The organism is [Clostridium] innocuum (assembly GCA_012317185.1).
GTDB classification, from domain to species: Bacteria; Bacillota_I; Bacilli_A; order Erysipelotrichales; family Erysipelotrichaceae; genus Clostridium_AQ; species Clostridium_AQ innocuum.
On record CP048838.1, the window covers coordinates 1,310,496 to 1,326,321 of the forward strand.

A 15,826-nucleotide genomic window follows, 5' to 3' on the forward strand; every position below is an offset into this window, starting at 1 on the left:
AGAATAGAATGCTGAATCCCAACGACGTATTAAGCCATATCAGCTTTCTACTGGTCTTTCTGGAGGGCTTATTATCCTTTTTATCACCCTGTGTATTGCCGCTGCTGCCTGTCTATATGGGGTATCTGGCAGGGCAGGATCAAGAGCAGCCGCATTCGCAGCGCAGAATTTTCCTGCTGACGGTCAGCTTTGTCATCGGAATTTTTACCGCGATACTGCTGATGAATATTTCCGTACATGTGCTGAGCAGCTTTTTCAAGGATCACATGGTGTATTTCGTACGAATCGGGGGTATCCTGATTGTGCTTCTTGGCCTGCATCAGCTGGGAATCTGGAAATTCAAAAGTCTGGAGCGCACATGGAAGCTGCCGTTTCAGAAAAAAGGAAGTGTGAATGCAGTTATTGCCTTTCTGATGGGCTTTACTGGACACCTTGTATCGGACCTGCGCTGTCTTCCATTTTGCTGCTGGCGTCATCCTCCGGCAGTCTTTGGGTGTCCACCTTCCTGATGATTGTATACGCACTGGGGTTTACAATTCCCTTCCTGATATTGGGATTGTTTACCGGAAAGGTACTGCACTGGATTTCCAATCATAAGAATATCATGAATATTGCTGTCAAGCTGGGGGCTGTTATCTTAATTGCAATCGGTTTGATGATGTTTACCGGTAAAATGAATACCATCAGCTCGTACATGAGTACCTCGGATAAGGCAACTGCCAAAAAGGATACGGATACGGCCACACCAGAGCAGGAAGAGGAGGCTGCGGATACTCCGGATGCACAGACCTCGGCGGAACAGCTGGATTTTGTTCTGACGGATCAAAACGGAAAACAGGTATCCCTTGGCGATTACCGGGGAAAGGTTATTTTTCTGAATTTCTGGGCAACCTGGTGCCCGCCGTGTCAACGTGAGCTTCCGCATATTCAGGAGCTGTATGAGAAGTATAGGAATAGTGATGAGGTAGCTGTTTTGACGGTGGTGAATCCCGGCGGTCAGGAGAAATCTGCGGAAGGAATTCGGGCATTCCTTGATGAGCATGCATATTCCATGCCGGTTTTGTTTGATGATGGCTCCATGTATTATTATTTTCAGATAACAAGTATGCCGACGACGTTTATGATTGATAAGAACGGGAAGCCGTTTGGCTATATCAAGGGACAGCTGACGCCGGATATGATGGAGAATATGATACAGCAGACATTGTCAGGAAAAAAATAAGGAATTGATGGTATATATGGAAAGGGTTATATAAGGTGATGGTATGAAAAAACAGTATGATATGCATTGCAATATCGCACAGACACTCAATCTGATCGGTGACAGATGGACACTGCTCATTTTGCATGCAGTACGTGAGGGGAGACGCACATATAAGGATTTGCAGGAGGGGCTGGAGGGAATACCGACAAATCTGCTGTCCAGCCGATTAAAGTCCTTGTGCGAGGATGAGCTTCTCAGCTGCAGCCTGTATCAGGAGCATCCGCCGCGCTATCAGTATGAGCTTACGGATAAGAGCAGGGATCTGGATGATATTTATAATGCGATGATGATCTGGGGGGACAGGCATCTGCATAAGAGCTATAAGTGTCTGAAGCATAAGGATTGCGGGGGGGCTGTTGATATACAGTATGTATGTAGGGAGTGCGGAAAGGTCATACGAAAAGAGGACCTGATTGCGAAACCGGTTGAGGGGTGAAGCGGGTACAGCTGGCACGGGCTGGCTGTATCTTTTTTGTATGCATTCCTGGAATTTGAAAAGATTAACGATAAAGTATATGAAAAATATGATATGATAGTAGCTGAGGTGAGTCTTTCATGAAATTGATGTTTATTATTGCAGGAGATGAGTATGCTGCCGATATTTCGGAAAAGCTCAAAGAGCATGCATTTATGGCGACAGAGGTTGGAAGTACAGGTGATTTTCTGCAATATGGACAGACCGTTTTGCTGCTGGGGGTGAATGAGCAGGATTGTGACAGAATTTTATCAATTCTCGATCCGGAAGCTGACTGGAAGGGCACAGAACACGGATTTCCGTTTCATGAGGAGGTTTCTATATTTGTCACGGATGTAAATGATTATGTGAAGGTAAATGCATAGGGATGGTCGGTTTATTTCGGGCTTTAAAATAGATGACAGAGCATCCTTTTCTTTTGGAGTATTTGATTAAAAGGCCTTGTTTTAAAGGGTTTAAAGGGGTTCGATTTCGTTGGATAAAAAAAATCAAAAAAATTCAAAAAAGTTGTTGACATAAAAAAAGTCTAATGGTATTATATATGAGCGCTGATGAGAACGGCGCGAAAAAAGAAGTTCAAAAAAACGTGGAGGCTTAGCTCAGCTGGGAGAGCGTCTGCCTTACAAGCAGAGGGTCGGGGGTTCGAGTCCCTCAGCCTCCACCATAAAAATGTGCCGACTTAGCTCAATTGGTAGAGCAACTGACTTGTAATCAGTAGGTTGTGGGTTCAATTCCTATAGTCGGCACCATCTTTTAAAAAAGATTCGGGGAGGTAGCGAAGTGGCTAAACGCGGCTGACTGTAACTCAGTTCCTTTTGGTTCGGCAGTTCGAATCTGCCCCTCCCCACCATCTTTTATTGGGGCATAGCCAAGCGGTAAGGCACCAGACTTTGACTCTGGCATTCCACTGGTTCGATCCCAGTTGCCCCAGCCAATTAAATTCAACATATAAATGACCCGTTAGCTCAGTTGGTAGAGCATCTGACTTTTAATCAGAGGGTCGGGCGTTCGAATCGCCCACGGGTCACCATTTATCTGTTGCGGGTGTAGTTCAATGGTAGAACTTCAGCCTTCCAAGCTGACTACGTGAGTTCGATTCTCATCACCCGCTCCATTATGAGTAAGATTTCTGCTCAGAGCCAATGGCTCTGGGCATTTTTATTAAATCTTACGAAATTCGGAAGCGAGTTCGTTTGATATATACACGGGATGTGTAAGGAATATTTCTCCTTATACATCCTTTTTTCTTTTCCTCCACCGTTGTGTATGATCTTTGAAAATAGAATAGCGAGTACTAAAACAAGAAGTGAGCGACATCTGATGATACGCCACGACGGCATTATCCTTCCTCTCATGGATTCCATAATGCAAGAGCGATACCTATCAGGCAGAAAAAGCGGTCTCGAAAGCCGGTTCGCCATGACCTTCGTATAATGATACTTATAATCAAAATGCCCCGTGGAGGGGTTGGTGTGATTCCAATGAATGCTAGCGATAGCTGTTTAGTGCTGCCCATGCCGAGGGATACGAAAGATATCGGTGTTTTGACTTTTATAGTTTTATAAACGGGTCTTTGACTCGTTGTTACATAGAACTGCTGAGACTTTTTTGCTTTCGGCAGTTTTCTTGTACCAACAAGTCAAGATATGGCTTTGTAGATACAATACGGAAAGGAGGATTGCAAATGCCGCATGAAGATGAAGACCGATGTGTCCATGGTACCTGTGTCTGGTTCAGCGATGAAAGAGGCTATGGTTTCCTATTGTCTGACGGTGGTGTTTCCAGTATGGTACATTACACGAACATAAAGGAACCCGGCTTCAAGAGACTCTATAGAGGGCAACGCGTGGTCTATGAGGAACTTGATACAGAAAAGGGCAAATCAGCTCATCGGGTAAAATATGAAAAAGATTTCACTTATATAGCAGATCATCGCGATGATCTGGCTGCTTGAGAAATAAAAGAAGATCAGAAGAAGATAGCGGAAGAAACCGCACGGAGGAAAAAACTATTATGAAAACGATCGCGATCTATAACATCAAAGGCGGAGACGGGAAAACGACCACCGCAAAACACCTGGCTGTCGGACTTGCAAAAAAAGGTATCCGTATATTACTTGCTGATGCAGATGGCCAAGCCAATTGTTCCAAATCTTTTATTGACAAGAAATTGAAACGGGATCCGGAATATTATGAAAACAGTTCCGCAGAAAATAAGGAACAAGCTTTTATCAGCCGTTACATGAACCAAGACCATGGTACGACGATATCGACGATATTTGAAAGTCCTAAGGCCGTGAGCACGTGTATCCAGCATACATCATACGAAAATCTGGATATCATCCCAAGCGATCTGACGCTCTACCTGGCTGATACAAAGCTTCGCCTCAGTGATGGTACACGGGAAAATAAGTTAAAGAGAGCTACAAATTTTATCAAGAATGATTATGATTACATGATCTTCGACTGCTCCCCTGTTAAATCCCTTGTTTCTGTGAACGTACTTTACACAGAGCCTTTGGTCATCATTCCTGTCAGTCCTGCAGATGATTCCATGCAGGGTTTAGCACTGACACTCAATGAGATCAATGCCCTGAAAGATCTATATGAGGATCTGGAAATCGATTACAGGATCCTGATCGTCAAACGAAAGGATAATATCGAGTATCGTGAAAATATTGCAGAGATCCGCTCAGCGTTCGGAAACAAGGTATTCCAGACGATGATTCGTGATCAAAGTAAACCGGTAGAAAAAGCCGTCAGAGAAAGAAAGACAGTGCTGGATCTCCCACAGACATCTATCGCAGATGATTACCGTGATTTCCTTGGAGAATTGGAGGTGATGCTGCATGACTGATGTTATAGGAGAAATGCTGAATGATACCTCAAAGGATATGCGTTATAAGCGGATATTCATTTATGATATAGATGCCTGCGAATATAATATGTATCCAATGCAGGAGATCGAAGAGCTCGCCCGGAATATAAGTGAATGCGGGCTTCTTCACCCTATCACGCTATATCGAAAAGCAGATGGTCGTTATATGATATTGAGTGGAGAGCGGCGCTATCGTGCGATGTGTCTGAATTATGAGAATGGTGATGAACGCTGGGAAGAGGTCCCCGCCATCATCAAGACGCAGGAGCTCACGATGCGTGAGATCAAAAGATTCGTCCGCAGAGGAAATGCGAATCGTGAAAGTCTGTCTAAAGAACTGAAGATGAGGATCGTCAAGGAATCTTTGATAGACTTCCAGCAAACAAAAGCAGATGGCCTCATCCCTGCCGGTATGTTGAAAAGAGACTGGATAGCTATGGATACCGGATTCAGTGCGCGCTCTGTCCAGGATTATCTCCATATGCTGGAAGAGCGTCCAGACAAGAAGAATAAGCAAGAACAGCCTTCCCGATATGAGGATATACAAAATTCGATGAATGATGTACTCAAGCTTCCGGTAAAGATAACTGATAAACAGATCAGTATAAAAATAAAGAATGAATGTGACCTTGCGCGCATTCTCGAATTATTGGGGATCGAAACCCCGTAAACGAACGATATGCAAGAGCAGAGATCTACCTACTTAAAGAAAGGAGGAAGCGGATGACGATTCAAAAGAAAAGGAAGAAGAAAAAAGGACCAATACCGCAAAAAGGAATAACGAACGAAAAACTGGCTCCCAAACTGAAACAGATCCTATGGGAGAAACAGTTATCAAAAGAAGAATTCGCCAGAAAGCTGGATGAGCCATTCCCTTATATCCTGGAAGTGCTAAAAGGTAAAAGGAGCATCCAGCTTTCTACGTTGATACGGATGTGCAAAGTATTGAATGTACCTATCATGGATTTTGAAGAATGTATCAGGAAGGATGATATCTCCTGATGTCTGGCTCATCAAAGAAAGTCGCTTTCGTAGGGATCATCTTTCTACTCGCGGTCATGATGTTCGCGGCAGTTGGTATCGGCAGTGGTGGAGATACAGCTAATACCGACCTGACCTCTTCCCTATTGAGCGAAAAAGTAGAGAAATATCGCGCCTATGTGACAAAAAGAGCAGAGGTCTATGATATGCAGGATCATGTCGAATTGATCCTTTGTGTAATGGAAGTGGAATCTCATGGCGAAGGTCTGGATCCTATGCAAGCTGCAGAGGGTCCTTTTAATAAGAAATACCCTAAGATACCGAACGGTATCCGTGACCCTAAATATTCTATCGATTGTGGGATACAGGAGCTGCACTCTGTATTGAAAAAGGCCGGAGTGACATCCGGAAAGGATATCGAACGGATAAAAGTAGCTTTGGCCGGTTATAACTTCGGAAGTGGTTATATCGAATGGGTCGATGCGAACAAAGGTGGGAAATGGACATTAGAGAACGCGAAAGAATTCTCTGCAATGATGGCAGCCAAGATGGGATGGTCAGTCTACGGAGATCCGAACTATGTCAATAAGGTCATGGGATACTATGAGAACGTCGATAGCAAACTGGAAGGCAAGGATGCTTTCTTAGTGCCGATGAAAAGCTATACACTGACCAGTGGTGTTGGACCGCGAAGTCTCGGAGATTATCACTATGGAACAGATATCGACGGAGGATATGGATCCAATATCTATGCACCGGCATCGGGTACGGTCTACGAGGTATCGAATGTCTGTCCGCCGGATAATGGCTATCTGGGAAATACTTGTCCATATAATGGTGGTTATATCGGTGGTGGAAATTATGTAATGCTGAAAGTCTCCTATAAGAAGGAACAATACTATATCTTCTTATGCCATATGAAAAGGACCATGGTCACAAAAGGTCAGAAGGTAAAAAAAGGACAGAAGATTGGTGAACAGGGACATAGCGGCAACAGTACCGCTTCGCATCTGCATATCGAGATCCACAAAGGAACCGCACGTATTGCTACCAAGGATGGCCTGTTAGATCCGGTAAAACTCATGAAATTCAAAAAATGAAATAGAACGACCTGCAGGCTAGTGGACGAGAAAAAATATTGGAGGAGATCAGAGCATGAAGAAAAACTATGTAATCTTAGCGTTATTCTGTCTGGGGATGGCAGGCGGGTTTGGGTATGGTGCCGGCCAAGCATCGAAGGATGAAATTGTACCGGAACCAACAAGAGTGAAACAAAAAACATCCTCTGAAAATAAACAGCAGAAAGAAACACCACAAAAGGGTCAGAACATTGAAAAAACGAATCAGACGGCATGCGGACAGAACGTATCGGAAGCCTCAGCATATGCAGCATCTGCTGTAAGATATATCAAAGCGGTAAAGACCGGCAGCTCTACAGACATCTATTATGAACGGCTGGATAAAGTTAAAGATATACTGAGTGACAGCATGTATAAGAAACTGTCACCGGAGATGAGTAAAGAGGAACTGGAAGCTGCAAAAGAACAGGCTGAAAAGGTCGACAAGGACTCCATCACCGAGACAAGGATCACAGATACGCAATATAGTTACCGATGGAAAGATGAAGGAAACTACGAAGTCTCTGTGATCTACACGCAGCGCATCACACGAGGAGATTTCAGCGATCAAGAACGATATCTGTGTCGTATGGAGGTCACAAAACAAGATGATAGATATATCATCACGAACATATATGAAGACAGCACTCTGTCTGATGGTCTATATTGAATAAGACATTTTGATTACTATCAATATATAGAGTGAAAGAAGTGGTTCCGTTGCTTATCAAGATCTGTGTATATTAACATAGCACCATTTCTATATGAGACTCTTGCTATCCCCTCACCTTATCGCCACAGAAAAGCCTCACTGAGAGGCTTTTCTCATCTATAAAGGAAATACTAATGTAGTATAAAAAGACCGTCAAAACGGCTGAAAATAAGAAAATCAGATGATTTTAATTTCAAACAAACATCTATATAAACAAGTCGCGCACGAGCTTGTGTATAGATAAGAGGCCCTCTCAAATGGGAATCTCCAATAATCTACTATTATTTTGAAAGGAATGAATGTGTGCATGGAACTCGACCAGATGATATGCGATGATCTCATCAAGTGTTATAAGACGAAGAACTATCGCTTCGATTTCGTATCTGATGAACTCTTCGTAGATGGATATTCCAAAGGAGTGTATATCCACTTTGAACCTTTGAACAGGGATGCTTTTCTGAAGTATATAGAGGATACTCCTTTTTTCTTCAACATGGAACTTCCCATGCAAAAGGACGCCTTCTGTGAAGCCTATATGGATTTCATGGATTTCTATTGCTCAAAAAAACGCAATACCCGCTATGCGGTCTCCATCACCATCCTGTATCCGAAGAAGCTTCAGACCATCGAGGAACAAAAACGTTTCATACGCCAGTATGTCCTGCAGCTGTGTGGTCTGAAACAGCCGATTCCTTATTTCGTTGAAAACATCACCATGGGATGCGGTACTTATGCTAGAATAACCATGATAGACAGGATCTATATCGCCAGGACACAATGGATGGTCTACAAGAAGGATGGCTGGTTCGACAGCAGGAGCGGAAGATTCGCAAGTGCGGATTGCCCGGAAAGATACAAGGTGTTGAAATATAGAGCCGGTGACTATCGACTGGATAAAGATGGTAACCGTATTCCATCGAAGGCTGTCTTCAGCAATTCCCTGCAAAACTTCGTTTACGGAAAAGACATGCAGAGCGGCCGTAATCTGTGGGATGAATTCATTTGGAAGCTGCGTCAAAAGTTCCTGGACGCAGTATTGCGAGTGTGCGGTAAGACAGATCATGTCAAAAAAGGAAAACGGCTCCATAAGACAGAAAGCAAGCCGGAGTATCATCGCTATGTACGCAGACGCATTGCTGCATTGAATTTCGCAAAGCAGACCATCGAATATACGACGAATTATCTATTGAAGAAGTTCTGCGCAGAGGATATCGTATTCACACACTACAATGAAGCGAAAGGCGGACGGACAGAGCATAGCCGGGCTTATAAACAGGTCTTGTCGATCTTTCACAAATACAGGACCAGGTTTCGTAACGGATTCTTCCATGATGAGACAGGGAATGAACATCAGCTGGACTATTATCACCAGAACGTCTATGAATTAGATCGCAGTATCCAATGCCTGCTGGATCTATTCTTTTCCGATATAAAGGCATTGTAGGATGAGGAGGAAAGAATACATGACACAATCGAAACAATTATTCCTATTACGGGATGATCTGACATCCACTTTGCAAAGAGTCATCATCGAAATCAGTGAGGAAGGTCATGAATACTGTATCGGACATGGAGATGACGACAGGGAATATATTCTAAAACAAAGTGAACGATACAGGGTGCTTGAGAATCCGCGTGGGATCCAGGTATATGGAACAGACGAGGATATCTGCCACTATCTGTTGTTCAAATACTGCAGAGATATAGCACCAGATGTGGCATATCCCACAGGATGGCTGAAAGAACTGGAAAAACGATTCGAACAGATCCGCTGTGACGATCTTTCTGTATTCTACAATAAAACAAATGAATAGATATGCTGTAACACTGCTTCTCATGCGGTGTTTTATTTTCCTCTCTCAGCCTGACCTCTGCTGGGAAAAGGACAAAAACGACCTTCAGCTGGCCTAACAAATACAAAAAGCTGAGTCAAAAGACTCTGCCGGCATGAGCGCCGGCGGCTACATGGCAAGTTGCCATGTAGCTATGGAATACCGCATGTACCTACACCGTCAATGATCGGGTCGTATTTTCCTATCGGAAAATCTCCACCCTACGTTCCGTTCCTTGACTGCTCCGGCCCATCGCGGTACGTAGAAAGTGTAAGGTACATAGCTTTACGATAAAAGTAATATGTAAGGAGGACATAAAGTATGATGACGTTTCATTTCAAAAACAAGGAAGAATTCTATGAGCGGATCGCAGATGGATCCCTGCAGAAGAGCATGATGGAATATCTCGATAGATGGGCAGACATGGAGCTTCCGATCGAAGAGAATACCCTGCTCTATAACTTCGAAGCAGAATTTGAATGTGTATTAGAAAATGGAAGGCGTTGTATCACGGATGAGGAAGTAGCACATCGACATGGGGAGATAGGTAAGCTGCTGCATGACACGATTGTCCTGGCATGGAAGGATTTTCAAAAAAAGGAGATCGAAGAAAGCTTGGAATCGTCCTTCGAAGCTGACTTTATCAGACAGGAAGCTACAACCTTTACGCTGAGCCATGTCGGAGAAGAGGATGAAACGCTGGAATATGTCTTCCTGAAGCATCGGCTCTTCATCTTCAATGATGACTTCTGTACGGTATTCAGCCTTCCCCAGAGTATGAGGAGCAAGGATGACTGGACAAATATGACGGAAGCTGAATTTGCCGGATATCTGACAGATAGTCCGATCAAAAGTATGATCTGGAGCGGCGATGCTGCACATGATGACATCATAGAGCATTACCGGCAGCAATACCGAAAGGTAGATGAAGAGGGACCGATCTCCCTGATAGAATATGAACGATATCTACAGTATGCGCAAGAGTCTTCATATCATGAGGAATTCCTTCTGAGGATCGAGCTGGATGAAGACCTACCCTATCGTCATGATCAGAATGAGCGATGGCTACGGACAGAATGCGGGATGCGCCCGGATCCCCATATCGCAAGATATCTGGAAGGTCTGCATATAGGTTATAAAAAATTATGTCATGCTGAGCCAGATCCAGATGAGGAGGCATCCCATGACTGAGGCTGGTAGGAGGAGCTTCCCGAAAAGAATGCATATGCGGATCTATCTGTACCGCGGATGTGACGGGTTGAGGCAACATATCCAAATGATGAAATGGATCCATCATTTGGGTGTAGAAGAAGCCTATCATATCGTACGGGATCTGTTCGATGACGCATGGGAAACATCGATCGAGGAATGCTTACGACGAGCAGGATCTGATAAAGAAGAAAACAGGAAATCGTAGGAAGGAGAGAAGATATCATGATCAACAGAGTAGTATTAGTCGGACGATTGACGAAGGACCCCGTATTGCGGAAGACAGCGAATGGCGCATCGGTCGTGTCTTTTACTGTAGCATGCAACCGGCTTTTCAAACAGGAGGGACAGCCAGAAGCGGATTTTATCAACACCGTCGTCTGGAACAAGACCGCAAACAGTGTCGCAAAGTATACGCACAAGGGCTCTCTGGTAGGTGTAGAGGGCCGTATCCAAACGCGAAACTATGATGACAAAGACGGCAAATGCGTATATGTAACAGAGGTGGTCGCAGATAATGTGTGCTTCCTGGATAGTAGGAATGCGGGAGGTACGAACAGTGCCTATGTCCCGGAACAGGAGATACCACAAAGCAGCGAACAGACGAGCAACACATATCAGAGCTTCTCCGGCGACTTCACAAGCAACGACACTCTGGATATCGCAGATGATGATCTACCGTTCTGACACAAAAAGTAGCGATACGGATGATAACACAAAAAGAGAGCGTTGTGGAAGTGTGGAAGCTAGTCGATATGACGAAGAACCCTTACATCTCCAATATAGGGACCTTTTACAAACTGAGAAAGAAATATCGTAAGGAGACAGAGGAATGGAAGACATAAGAAAAATGATCCTATTCCTGATCATAAATATCTCAGCATTCCTTTGTTTCCTGTTGGGAAAAGAGAATAGAAGAAAGAGAGAGAATGAACATGAGGAAGAATAAATACCTAAAAGCAAAATTGACTGCAGATACAGAAGAAGATTGTCTATACAATACATTCTGGATCTATCTTGCCGGTATATCAGAACTGTTACTGATCGTTATGTTGCAGGGAGAACTGAATTATATCAGTATCCCCTGTCTCATTGCAGCCGGCATCGTATTAGGTGTTTGTGCATATCGAGTCGGACAGAATTCCAAAGAAAAGACAAATAAAACATGAGGAGGACGAAATCATGGAAACTTTAGAAGATTACTTACCACAGATACAGTTGCTTACTTTACAGAATTACAACAATACCATCATCGCTTATCAGGCATATGTGCGTTTTGGAAAGAAAGCGATTGCGGACTACTGCAGAGAGAAGATCAGAAAGGAAGTCAGGGTCACAGTAAAGGATGATGATTACATCAATGAAGATGGGTCGATCAGTCAAAATCGCTCGAAGCCTTTCGGATCGAGAACGGTGATCCTGGAGGTCATCAGCGAATGACGTACGTGGTCGTCACGATCATGTACTTCCTCCTCATCGGATTCCTCCTGTGGAAGAATGAGGCGGGGACCTATATCCGGCATATGACGCCGCATCATCTGTTCTGTATCCTGAAGACCTCCCTTTCCATACTGGCCGAAGTGGTATTGACGATGTCCCAGACATTCGCATGCGTCTATACACTTTGCGGCTTGCTCGGAACGCTCCCTGATGAGAAGGAGATCCTGTTGTTGTGCCGGACGGTCCTGTTGTTCATCGTGCCGGTACGCTACTTGATTCAGAAAGGGGTGGGCTTCCCGTTCCTCCTCTTCTATATGAATGTGACCATCTTTTTCGACTACCTCTATCAGGGCGCGGATATCCTGCGTTCCCTGCTGTATCTGGTGTTTCTCATACTACATGCACTCTTTTGCGTCTGCGATGAGGGAAGGATGCGGACATACCGCAAAACAGTCGCGATCCTAACAGAGGAAGATATCGATATCATCGCCATCCATGAAGTCGGACATGCCATCATGTCGATGAACGATGGCGTGATACCGATGGAGATCGTCCTCCTGCAGGGGAAGGATGGTCCGGTGGGAGGATATTGCCGCTATGAGAATCAAGAGCTGCCTCTGCGCGTGATACTGTGCAGGTTACTCGCCGGAGATATCGCAGCGAGAAGATATGGGATGCTTGCACAGAAGATGGTCTATTCCGAGCTATCCTCAGTTGATGACCATAACCGGTGTTTCGAACTCCTGCAGCAGGTGCCGCGACAGGAGCGCTATACGCTGTATGAAGACTGCCGTAAGCACTGTACACAGGTCCTGTATGGGCACTGGGATCTGGTAGCCCTGATCGCACAGAGACTGCTTGAGGAGAAGAAACTTGAACGACAGGAGCTGGAACTGCTCTGGCAGACATATGGGAAGGAAGACGGGATGAACCATGAAGACGATAGAAGACGATTGGAAAGGAGGTTAGGGTCACAATGAAACGTGATGATCTGTTGAGTGTGGAAGAAATGTGTAGCCGGCACTATAAGAACTCTGACGCTCCACACACTGTGATCTTGGAAATCATCGAATGAAGAAAAAGAAATATCTAGTACTGAGAAACAAGGAGAACGGGAATATCGTAACCGTCGACAAGACTTGGTTCTATGGTCTGCCTAGGCATATCCAAGCGCTGTATCATGCAAAATGGCAGATCGTGATAAAGTAAGACATCACCTGGCAAGTTGCCAGGTAATCGATCCAAACTGTAAGGAAGAACGGAAGGTGTAAAAAAAATGGAGGCATTCAAAAGAAGGATGAGGCCGGTCCTCGCTCATTTCTATTTTCTGGCAGCATGCATAGCTCTAGCAGTATGCGCAGCCTTAGTATTATGCGTCATAGTATCCATCGTACCTTGCTCCCTCTTCATCTTTCTCAAAATCGTCATGTATGCTATGGAAGGAGCTGGTAAGCTGCGGCTCCTAAACATCGTTTGCTTACTTTGCCAAGCTATCGCTTTCATGCTTCTATCAAAACTTATGATAGAGTATCTGGATACTCACAAGTACCCCAAAAGCGGGAGCAGTCATAACGATATAGAAATGATAGAAGAAAAGGGAGCAGAAGGAATCTCGCCTACCAGGGATCTCAAAAACGTTATACAGCCCTCGCCGATATCCTATGCGGCTTCGTATTTATTCCGATCGGTATAGTCACAGGACTTCTGATAGGAATCATCGTTGCTTTTTATGATGTAATGTGGCTTTATGATAAAAAAGTGGATGTCCCTTTTATCGAAATGGCTGAATATCTTATTCTTGTGGGTTCCATGATGGTCTTGTTTAGAGTGTATATGAACATCATAGTAAATATTTCTGTACTGATCTTCTTGGCATTTTTCTGGATGCTTGATCGATTCGAAACGATCTTATCGAGACAAGAGGTGAAAGGATAGTGGTATCATCTTTTGAAGACCTGCGCGAACGTGTATTGAAAAGCATAGGATCAAAGATCCTTCCCTATCCGGCGTCATTCAGCTTGCACATGCTTTAGAAATCGATATGAACAGCTTTTGTTCATCAAGTTGGAAACCTTACAGGAAAACAGCAAATGACCAGTCGATGGTCTTTGGGAGGAAACATATGAAACACAAGTATAAAGAGCAATGTTGTCGTTGTAAGAAATGGATATATGACTATGATACGATTACCGGGAAGCTCCTTTGTAGACAGTGCTTACAGGAAACCGGAGGCAAGCTGGAATTAGAGGAACCGCTCCAACTGACGATCGACGCATTTTTATATCCGGATGCGGAAGGCAGTGATAATCTTTTGGATGCCGGAATAGATGTGCGTAGAGAACACTTTATATCGAAAAACTACAAAAGAGTAGAAGTATCTTCACGGGAGGAGGCAGCATAATGCTGATGTTTTTTGTAGGGATGATCGTTTCCCTCTTCATCATATTGTCCTATGCTCTTTGCAGAGCGAGTGATGAAGCTGACAGCATGTTCGGGTACAAAACCATGAGCGAAGATCGTGAGATAACACATGAAGGATACGATAAGGATTTAACATAACAAAGGATATTGTATCTACCTGGCAAATTGCCAGGTAGATAGAAAAGGAGGTGTTCAAAAGCTATGAATGACTTAAAAAGCAGAAAAGAATATATCAATACGAACTGTGAACGAAAGTATCCGGGAGTCAAAGACTATTATCTACGCTGCGTCAGTGACGAGGTCGTAGACAGACTGCGAAAAGAATCTTTATATGGTGTTTGCTTTCTATCTTTATCAGATCTCAGAGAAGCATATAATCTCACCAAGAGTGAAGGTCTAAAAGTGATGCTGTTGATCGATGATGAACCGGATATACAGCGTAAGGGCTGGCATAAGAATCTGGTCGAATATAGAATACAGGATCCAAAGGAAATGAAAAGCATAACAGTTCGGCTTCAGGACGAAGCTATGGATCTCTATGACGAAAAGGACGACGCACTTCAACTGCTCGGGCATAAGTTGCTGCCGGGACTTGTCTATTCCCTTGCGCAGGCACGAAAGATCGCAACGGATCTGGTCAACATTCTCCAGCATAAGGAGATGCCGAAGAAAGTACAGGAAGGACTATTGGAGGCGTACATACGTTCACATAAAGGCTATGCGCTGACAGAAGAGATCCAGGAAGATGGCACCCATCTTCAGGTCCTCTTATATGATGGCCTTCCGATAGCAAGAGGAAGCGGCACTGAGCTCCTGAAAACGATAGGAATCGAAGGTGTCACAGTTTCTGATCTGAACGTATACACGAAGGAAGATATGGAGCCTGTCCTATCCCGCTATCACGAATATGTCCAAAAAGAACAGATCAGCGATATCCTGAACGATCGTTGGAACAAGCAATTAGCTGCTCATGACCTGGATGAAGACAGCTTGGAGGATACCTTCGATAAAGATGATCTGACGCTAGAGTTATGGGGCAAACGAGCTGCGCTGGACCCCACATTTCCTTCCCGCCCTGCTTTGGATATAGAGGACATGCGATGGATGCATGATGAAGCAGACATCCAGCTGGAACGGATATTAGTTACAGAACTAGAGAAAGAAAAGGGATTGTCTTATGGATCCTAATGTTTTAGAAAAATTCATGAAAAAAGATCAGGAGCGCATCTGCGGATTTCATGGACTATCTTACACCAAGAAACTATTACGACATCTTTTATGGATAACGGTCGGTGTCATCGTCCTTGTCCTTCTCGCTATCGTTATCCTGCAGTTCCTATATGACAGTGTCCGTCTTGCTTCCCTATTCCTTCTGATCATCATCTTTCTTGGAATCGCTTTTCTTCTATATCGCAAAGCAAGGAAAGCAAAGACTGAAAAAGACAGAAATGTTTCAGATGGCAGATAAACAGGCTAGGCTTGTGTAATACGACTCAA

At 44.1% G+C, this 15,826-nt stretch carries 20 protein-coding genes, 6 tRNA genes and 1 pseudogene; all 27 read left to right on the top strand.

The annotated features are described in order from the left end of the window. Positions 1-8 precede the first annotated feature (8 nt). The 27 genes and pseudogenes from G4D54_06330 (at position 9) to G4D54_06460 (ending at position 15,797) form a co-directional block, all read left to right on the top strand. A pseudogene (locus G4D54_06330) lies at positions 9-1,222 on the top strand (redoxin domain-containing protein). Positions 1,223-1,265: 43 nt separating this feature from the next. Next, positions 1,266-1,700: a helix-turn-helix transcriptional regulator gene (locus G4D54_06335; GenBank protein ID QJA02070.1), complete on the top strand. Its 435-nt coding sequence runs from the start codon at positions 1,266-1,268 to the stop codon at positions 1,698-1,700. A 119-nt stretch (positions 1,701-1,819) separates the two neighbouring features. Then, positions 1,820-2,104, top strand: a complete 285-nt coding sequence (locus tag G4D54_06340; protein ID QJA02071.1) for a hypothetical protein — start codon at positions 1,820-1,822, stop codon at positions 2,102-2,104. 223 nt (positions 2,105-2,327) lie between these two features. Continuing rightward, positions 2,328-2,403 (top strand) — tRNA-Val (locus tag G4D54_06345). Between the two features lie 9 nt (positions 2,404-2,412). Beyond that, positions 2,413-2,488, top strand: a tRNA-Thr gene (locus G4D54_06350). 17 nt (positions 2,489-2,505) lie between these two features. Beyond that, positions 2,506-2,589: transfer RNA gene (locus G4D54_06355), tRNA-Tyr, on the top strand. Positions 2,590-2,597: 8 nt separating this feature from the next. Further along, positions 2,598-2,673: transfer RNA gene (locus G4D54_06360), tRNA-Gln, on the top strand. Between the two features lie 20 nt (positions 2,674-2,693). After that, a tRNA-Lys gene (locus tag G4D54_06365) sits at positions 2,694-2,769 on the top strand. A gap of 10 nt (positions 2,770-2,779) precedes the next feature. Next, a tRNA-Gly gene (locus G4D54_06370) sits at positions 2,780-2,853 on the top strand. A 570-nt stretch (positions 2,854-3,423) separates the two neighbouring features. Further along, positions 3,424-3,693, top strand: a complete 270-nt coding sequence (locus tag G4D54_06375) for a cold shock domain-containing protein (GenBank protein QJA02072.1) — start codon at positions 3,424-3,426, stop codon at positions 3,691-3,693. 59 nt (positions 3,694-3,752) lie between these two features. Next, the gene (locus tag G4D54_06380) at positions 3,753-4,595 is read left to right on the top strand and encodes an AAA family ATPase (protein ID QJA02073.1); all 843 of its coding nucleotides are present in this window, start codon (positions 3,753-3,755) and stop codon (positions 4,593-4,595) included. Further along, positions 4,588-5,286, top strand: coding sequence for a ParB N-terminal domain-containing protein (locus tag G4D54_06385; protein ID QJA02074.1), 699 nt, complete (start codon positions 4,588-4,590; stop codon positions 5,284-5,286). The genes G4D54_06380 and G4D54_06385 overlap by 8 nt, the downstream gene beginning before the upstream one ends. Before the next feature lie 53 nt (positions 5,287-5,339). After that, positions 5,340-5,618 carry a helix-turn-helix transcriptional regulator gene (locus G4D54_06390; protein QJA02075.1) on the top strand — a complete coding sequence of 93 codons (279 nt, stop codon included), beginning with the start codon at positions 5,340-5,342 and terminating at the stop codon, positions 5,616-5,618. Beyond that, positions 5,618-6,697, top strand: a complete 1,080-nt coding sequence (locus tag G4D54_06395) for a peptidoglycan DD-metalloendopeptidase family protein (protein ID QJA02076.1) — start codon at positions 5,618-5,620, stop codon at positions 6,695-6,697. The genes G4D54_06390 and G4D54_06395 overlap by 1 nt, the downstream gene beginning before the upstream one ends. Positions 6,698-6,752: 55 nt before the next feature. After that, positions 6,753-7,385: a hypothetical protein gene (locus tag G4D54_06400; protein ID QJA02077.1), complete on the top strand. Its 633-nt coding sequence runs from the start codon at positions 6,753-6,755 to the stop codon at positions 7,383-7,385. 349 nt (positions 7,386-7,734) lie between these two features. Further along, complete coding sequence (locus tag G4D54_06405; protein ID QJA02078.1) at positions 7,735-8,871, top strand: hypothetical protein; 1,137 nt, start codon at positions 7,735-7,737, stop codon at positions 8,869-8,871. Between the two features lie 19 nt (positions 8,872-8,890). After that, on the top strand, positions 8,891-9,241 hold the full coding sequence (locus G4D54_06410) for a hypothetical protein (protein ID QJA02079.1): 351 nt from the start codon (positions 8,891-8,893) through the stop codon (positions 9,239-9,241). Between the two features lie 339 nt (positions 9,242-9,580). After that, on the top strand, positions 9,581-10,450 hold the full coding sequence (locus G4D54_06415) for a hypothetical protein (GenBank protein ID QJA02080.1): 870 nt from the start codon (positions 9,581-9,583) through the stop codon (positions 10,448-10,450). Beyond that, entirely contained in the window at positions 10,443-10,676 is a 234-nt protein-coding gene (locus G4D54_06420; protein ID QJA02081.1) for a hypothetical protein, read from the top strand. The genes G4D54_06415 and G4D54_06420 overlap by 8 nt, the downstream gene beginning before the upstream one ends. 17 nt (positions 10,677-10,693) lie before the next feature. Further along, on the top strand, positions 10,694-11,155 hold the full coding sequence (gene ssb / locus G4D54_06425) for a single-stranded DNA-binding protein (protein ID QJA02082.1): 462 nt from the start codon (positions 10,694-10,696) through the stop codon (positions 11,153-11,155). A 248-nt stretch (positions 11,156-11,403) separates the two neighbouring features. Further along, the gene (locus G4D54_06430) at positions 11,404-11,637 is read left to right on the top strand and encodes a hypothetical protein (protein ID QJA02083.1); all 234 of its coding nucleotides are present in this window, start codon (positions 11,404-11,406) and stop codon (positions 11,635-11,637) included. A 13-nt stretch (positions 11,638-11,650) separates the two neighbouring features. After that, entirely contained in the window at positions 11,651-11,908 is a 258-nt protein-coding gene (locus G4D54_06435) for a hypothetical protein (protein QJA02084.1), read from the top strand. Beyond that, on the top strand, positions 11,905-12,888 hold the full coding sequence (locus G4D54_06440) for a hypothetical protein (protein QJA02085.1): 984 nt from the start codon (positions 11,905-11,907) through the stop codon (positions 12,886-12,888). The genes G4D54_06435 and G4D54_06440 overlap by 4 nt, the downstream gene beginning before the upstream one ends. 1,142 nt (positions 12,889-14,030) lie before the next feature. Next, complete coding sequence (locus G4D54_06445; GenBank protein QJA02086.1) at positions 14,031-14,309, top strand: hypothetical protein; 279 nt, start codon at positions 14,031-14,033, stop codon at positions 14,307-14,309. Then, positions 14,309-14,467: a hypothetical protein gene (locus G4D54_06450; GenBank protein ID QJA02087.1), complete on the top strand. Its 159-nt coding sequence runs from the start codon at positions 14,309-14,311 to the stop codon at positions 14,465-14,467. The genes G4D54_06445 and G4D54_06450 overlap by 1 nt, the downstream gene beginning before the upstream one ends. Before the next feature lie 63 nt (positions 14,468-14,530). After that, positions 14,531-15,517 carry a hypothetical protein gene (locus tag G4D54_06455; protein ID QJA02088.1) on the top strand — a complete coding sequence of 329 codons (987 nt, stop codon included), beginning with the start codon at positions 14,531-14,533 and terminating at the stop codon, positions 15,515-15,517. Next, on the top strand, positions 15,507-15,797 hold the full coding sequence (locus G4D54_06460; protein ID QJA02089.1) for a hypothetical protein: 291 nt from the start codon (positions 15,507-15,509) through the stop codon (positions 15,795-15,797). Before G4D54_06455 ends, G4D54_06460 begins: the two co-directional genes overlap by 11 nt. The last annotated feature ends 29 nt before the right edge of the window (positions 15,798-15,826 follow it).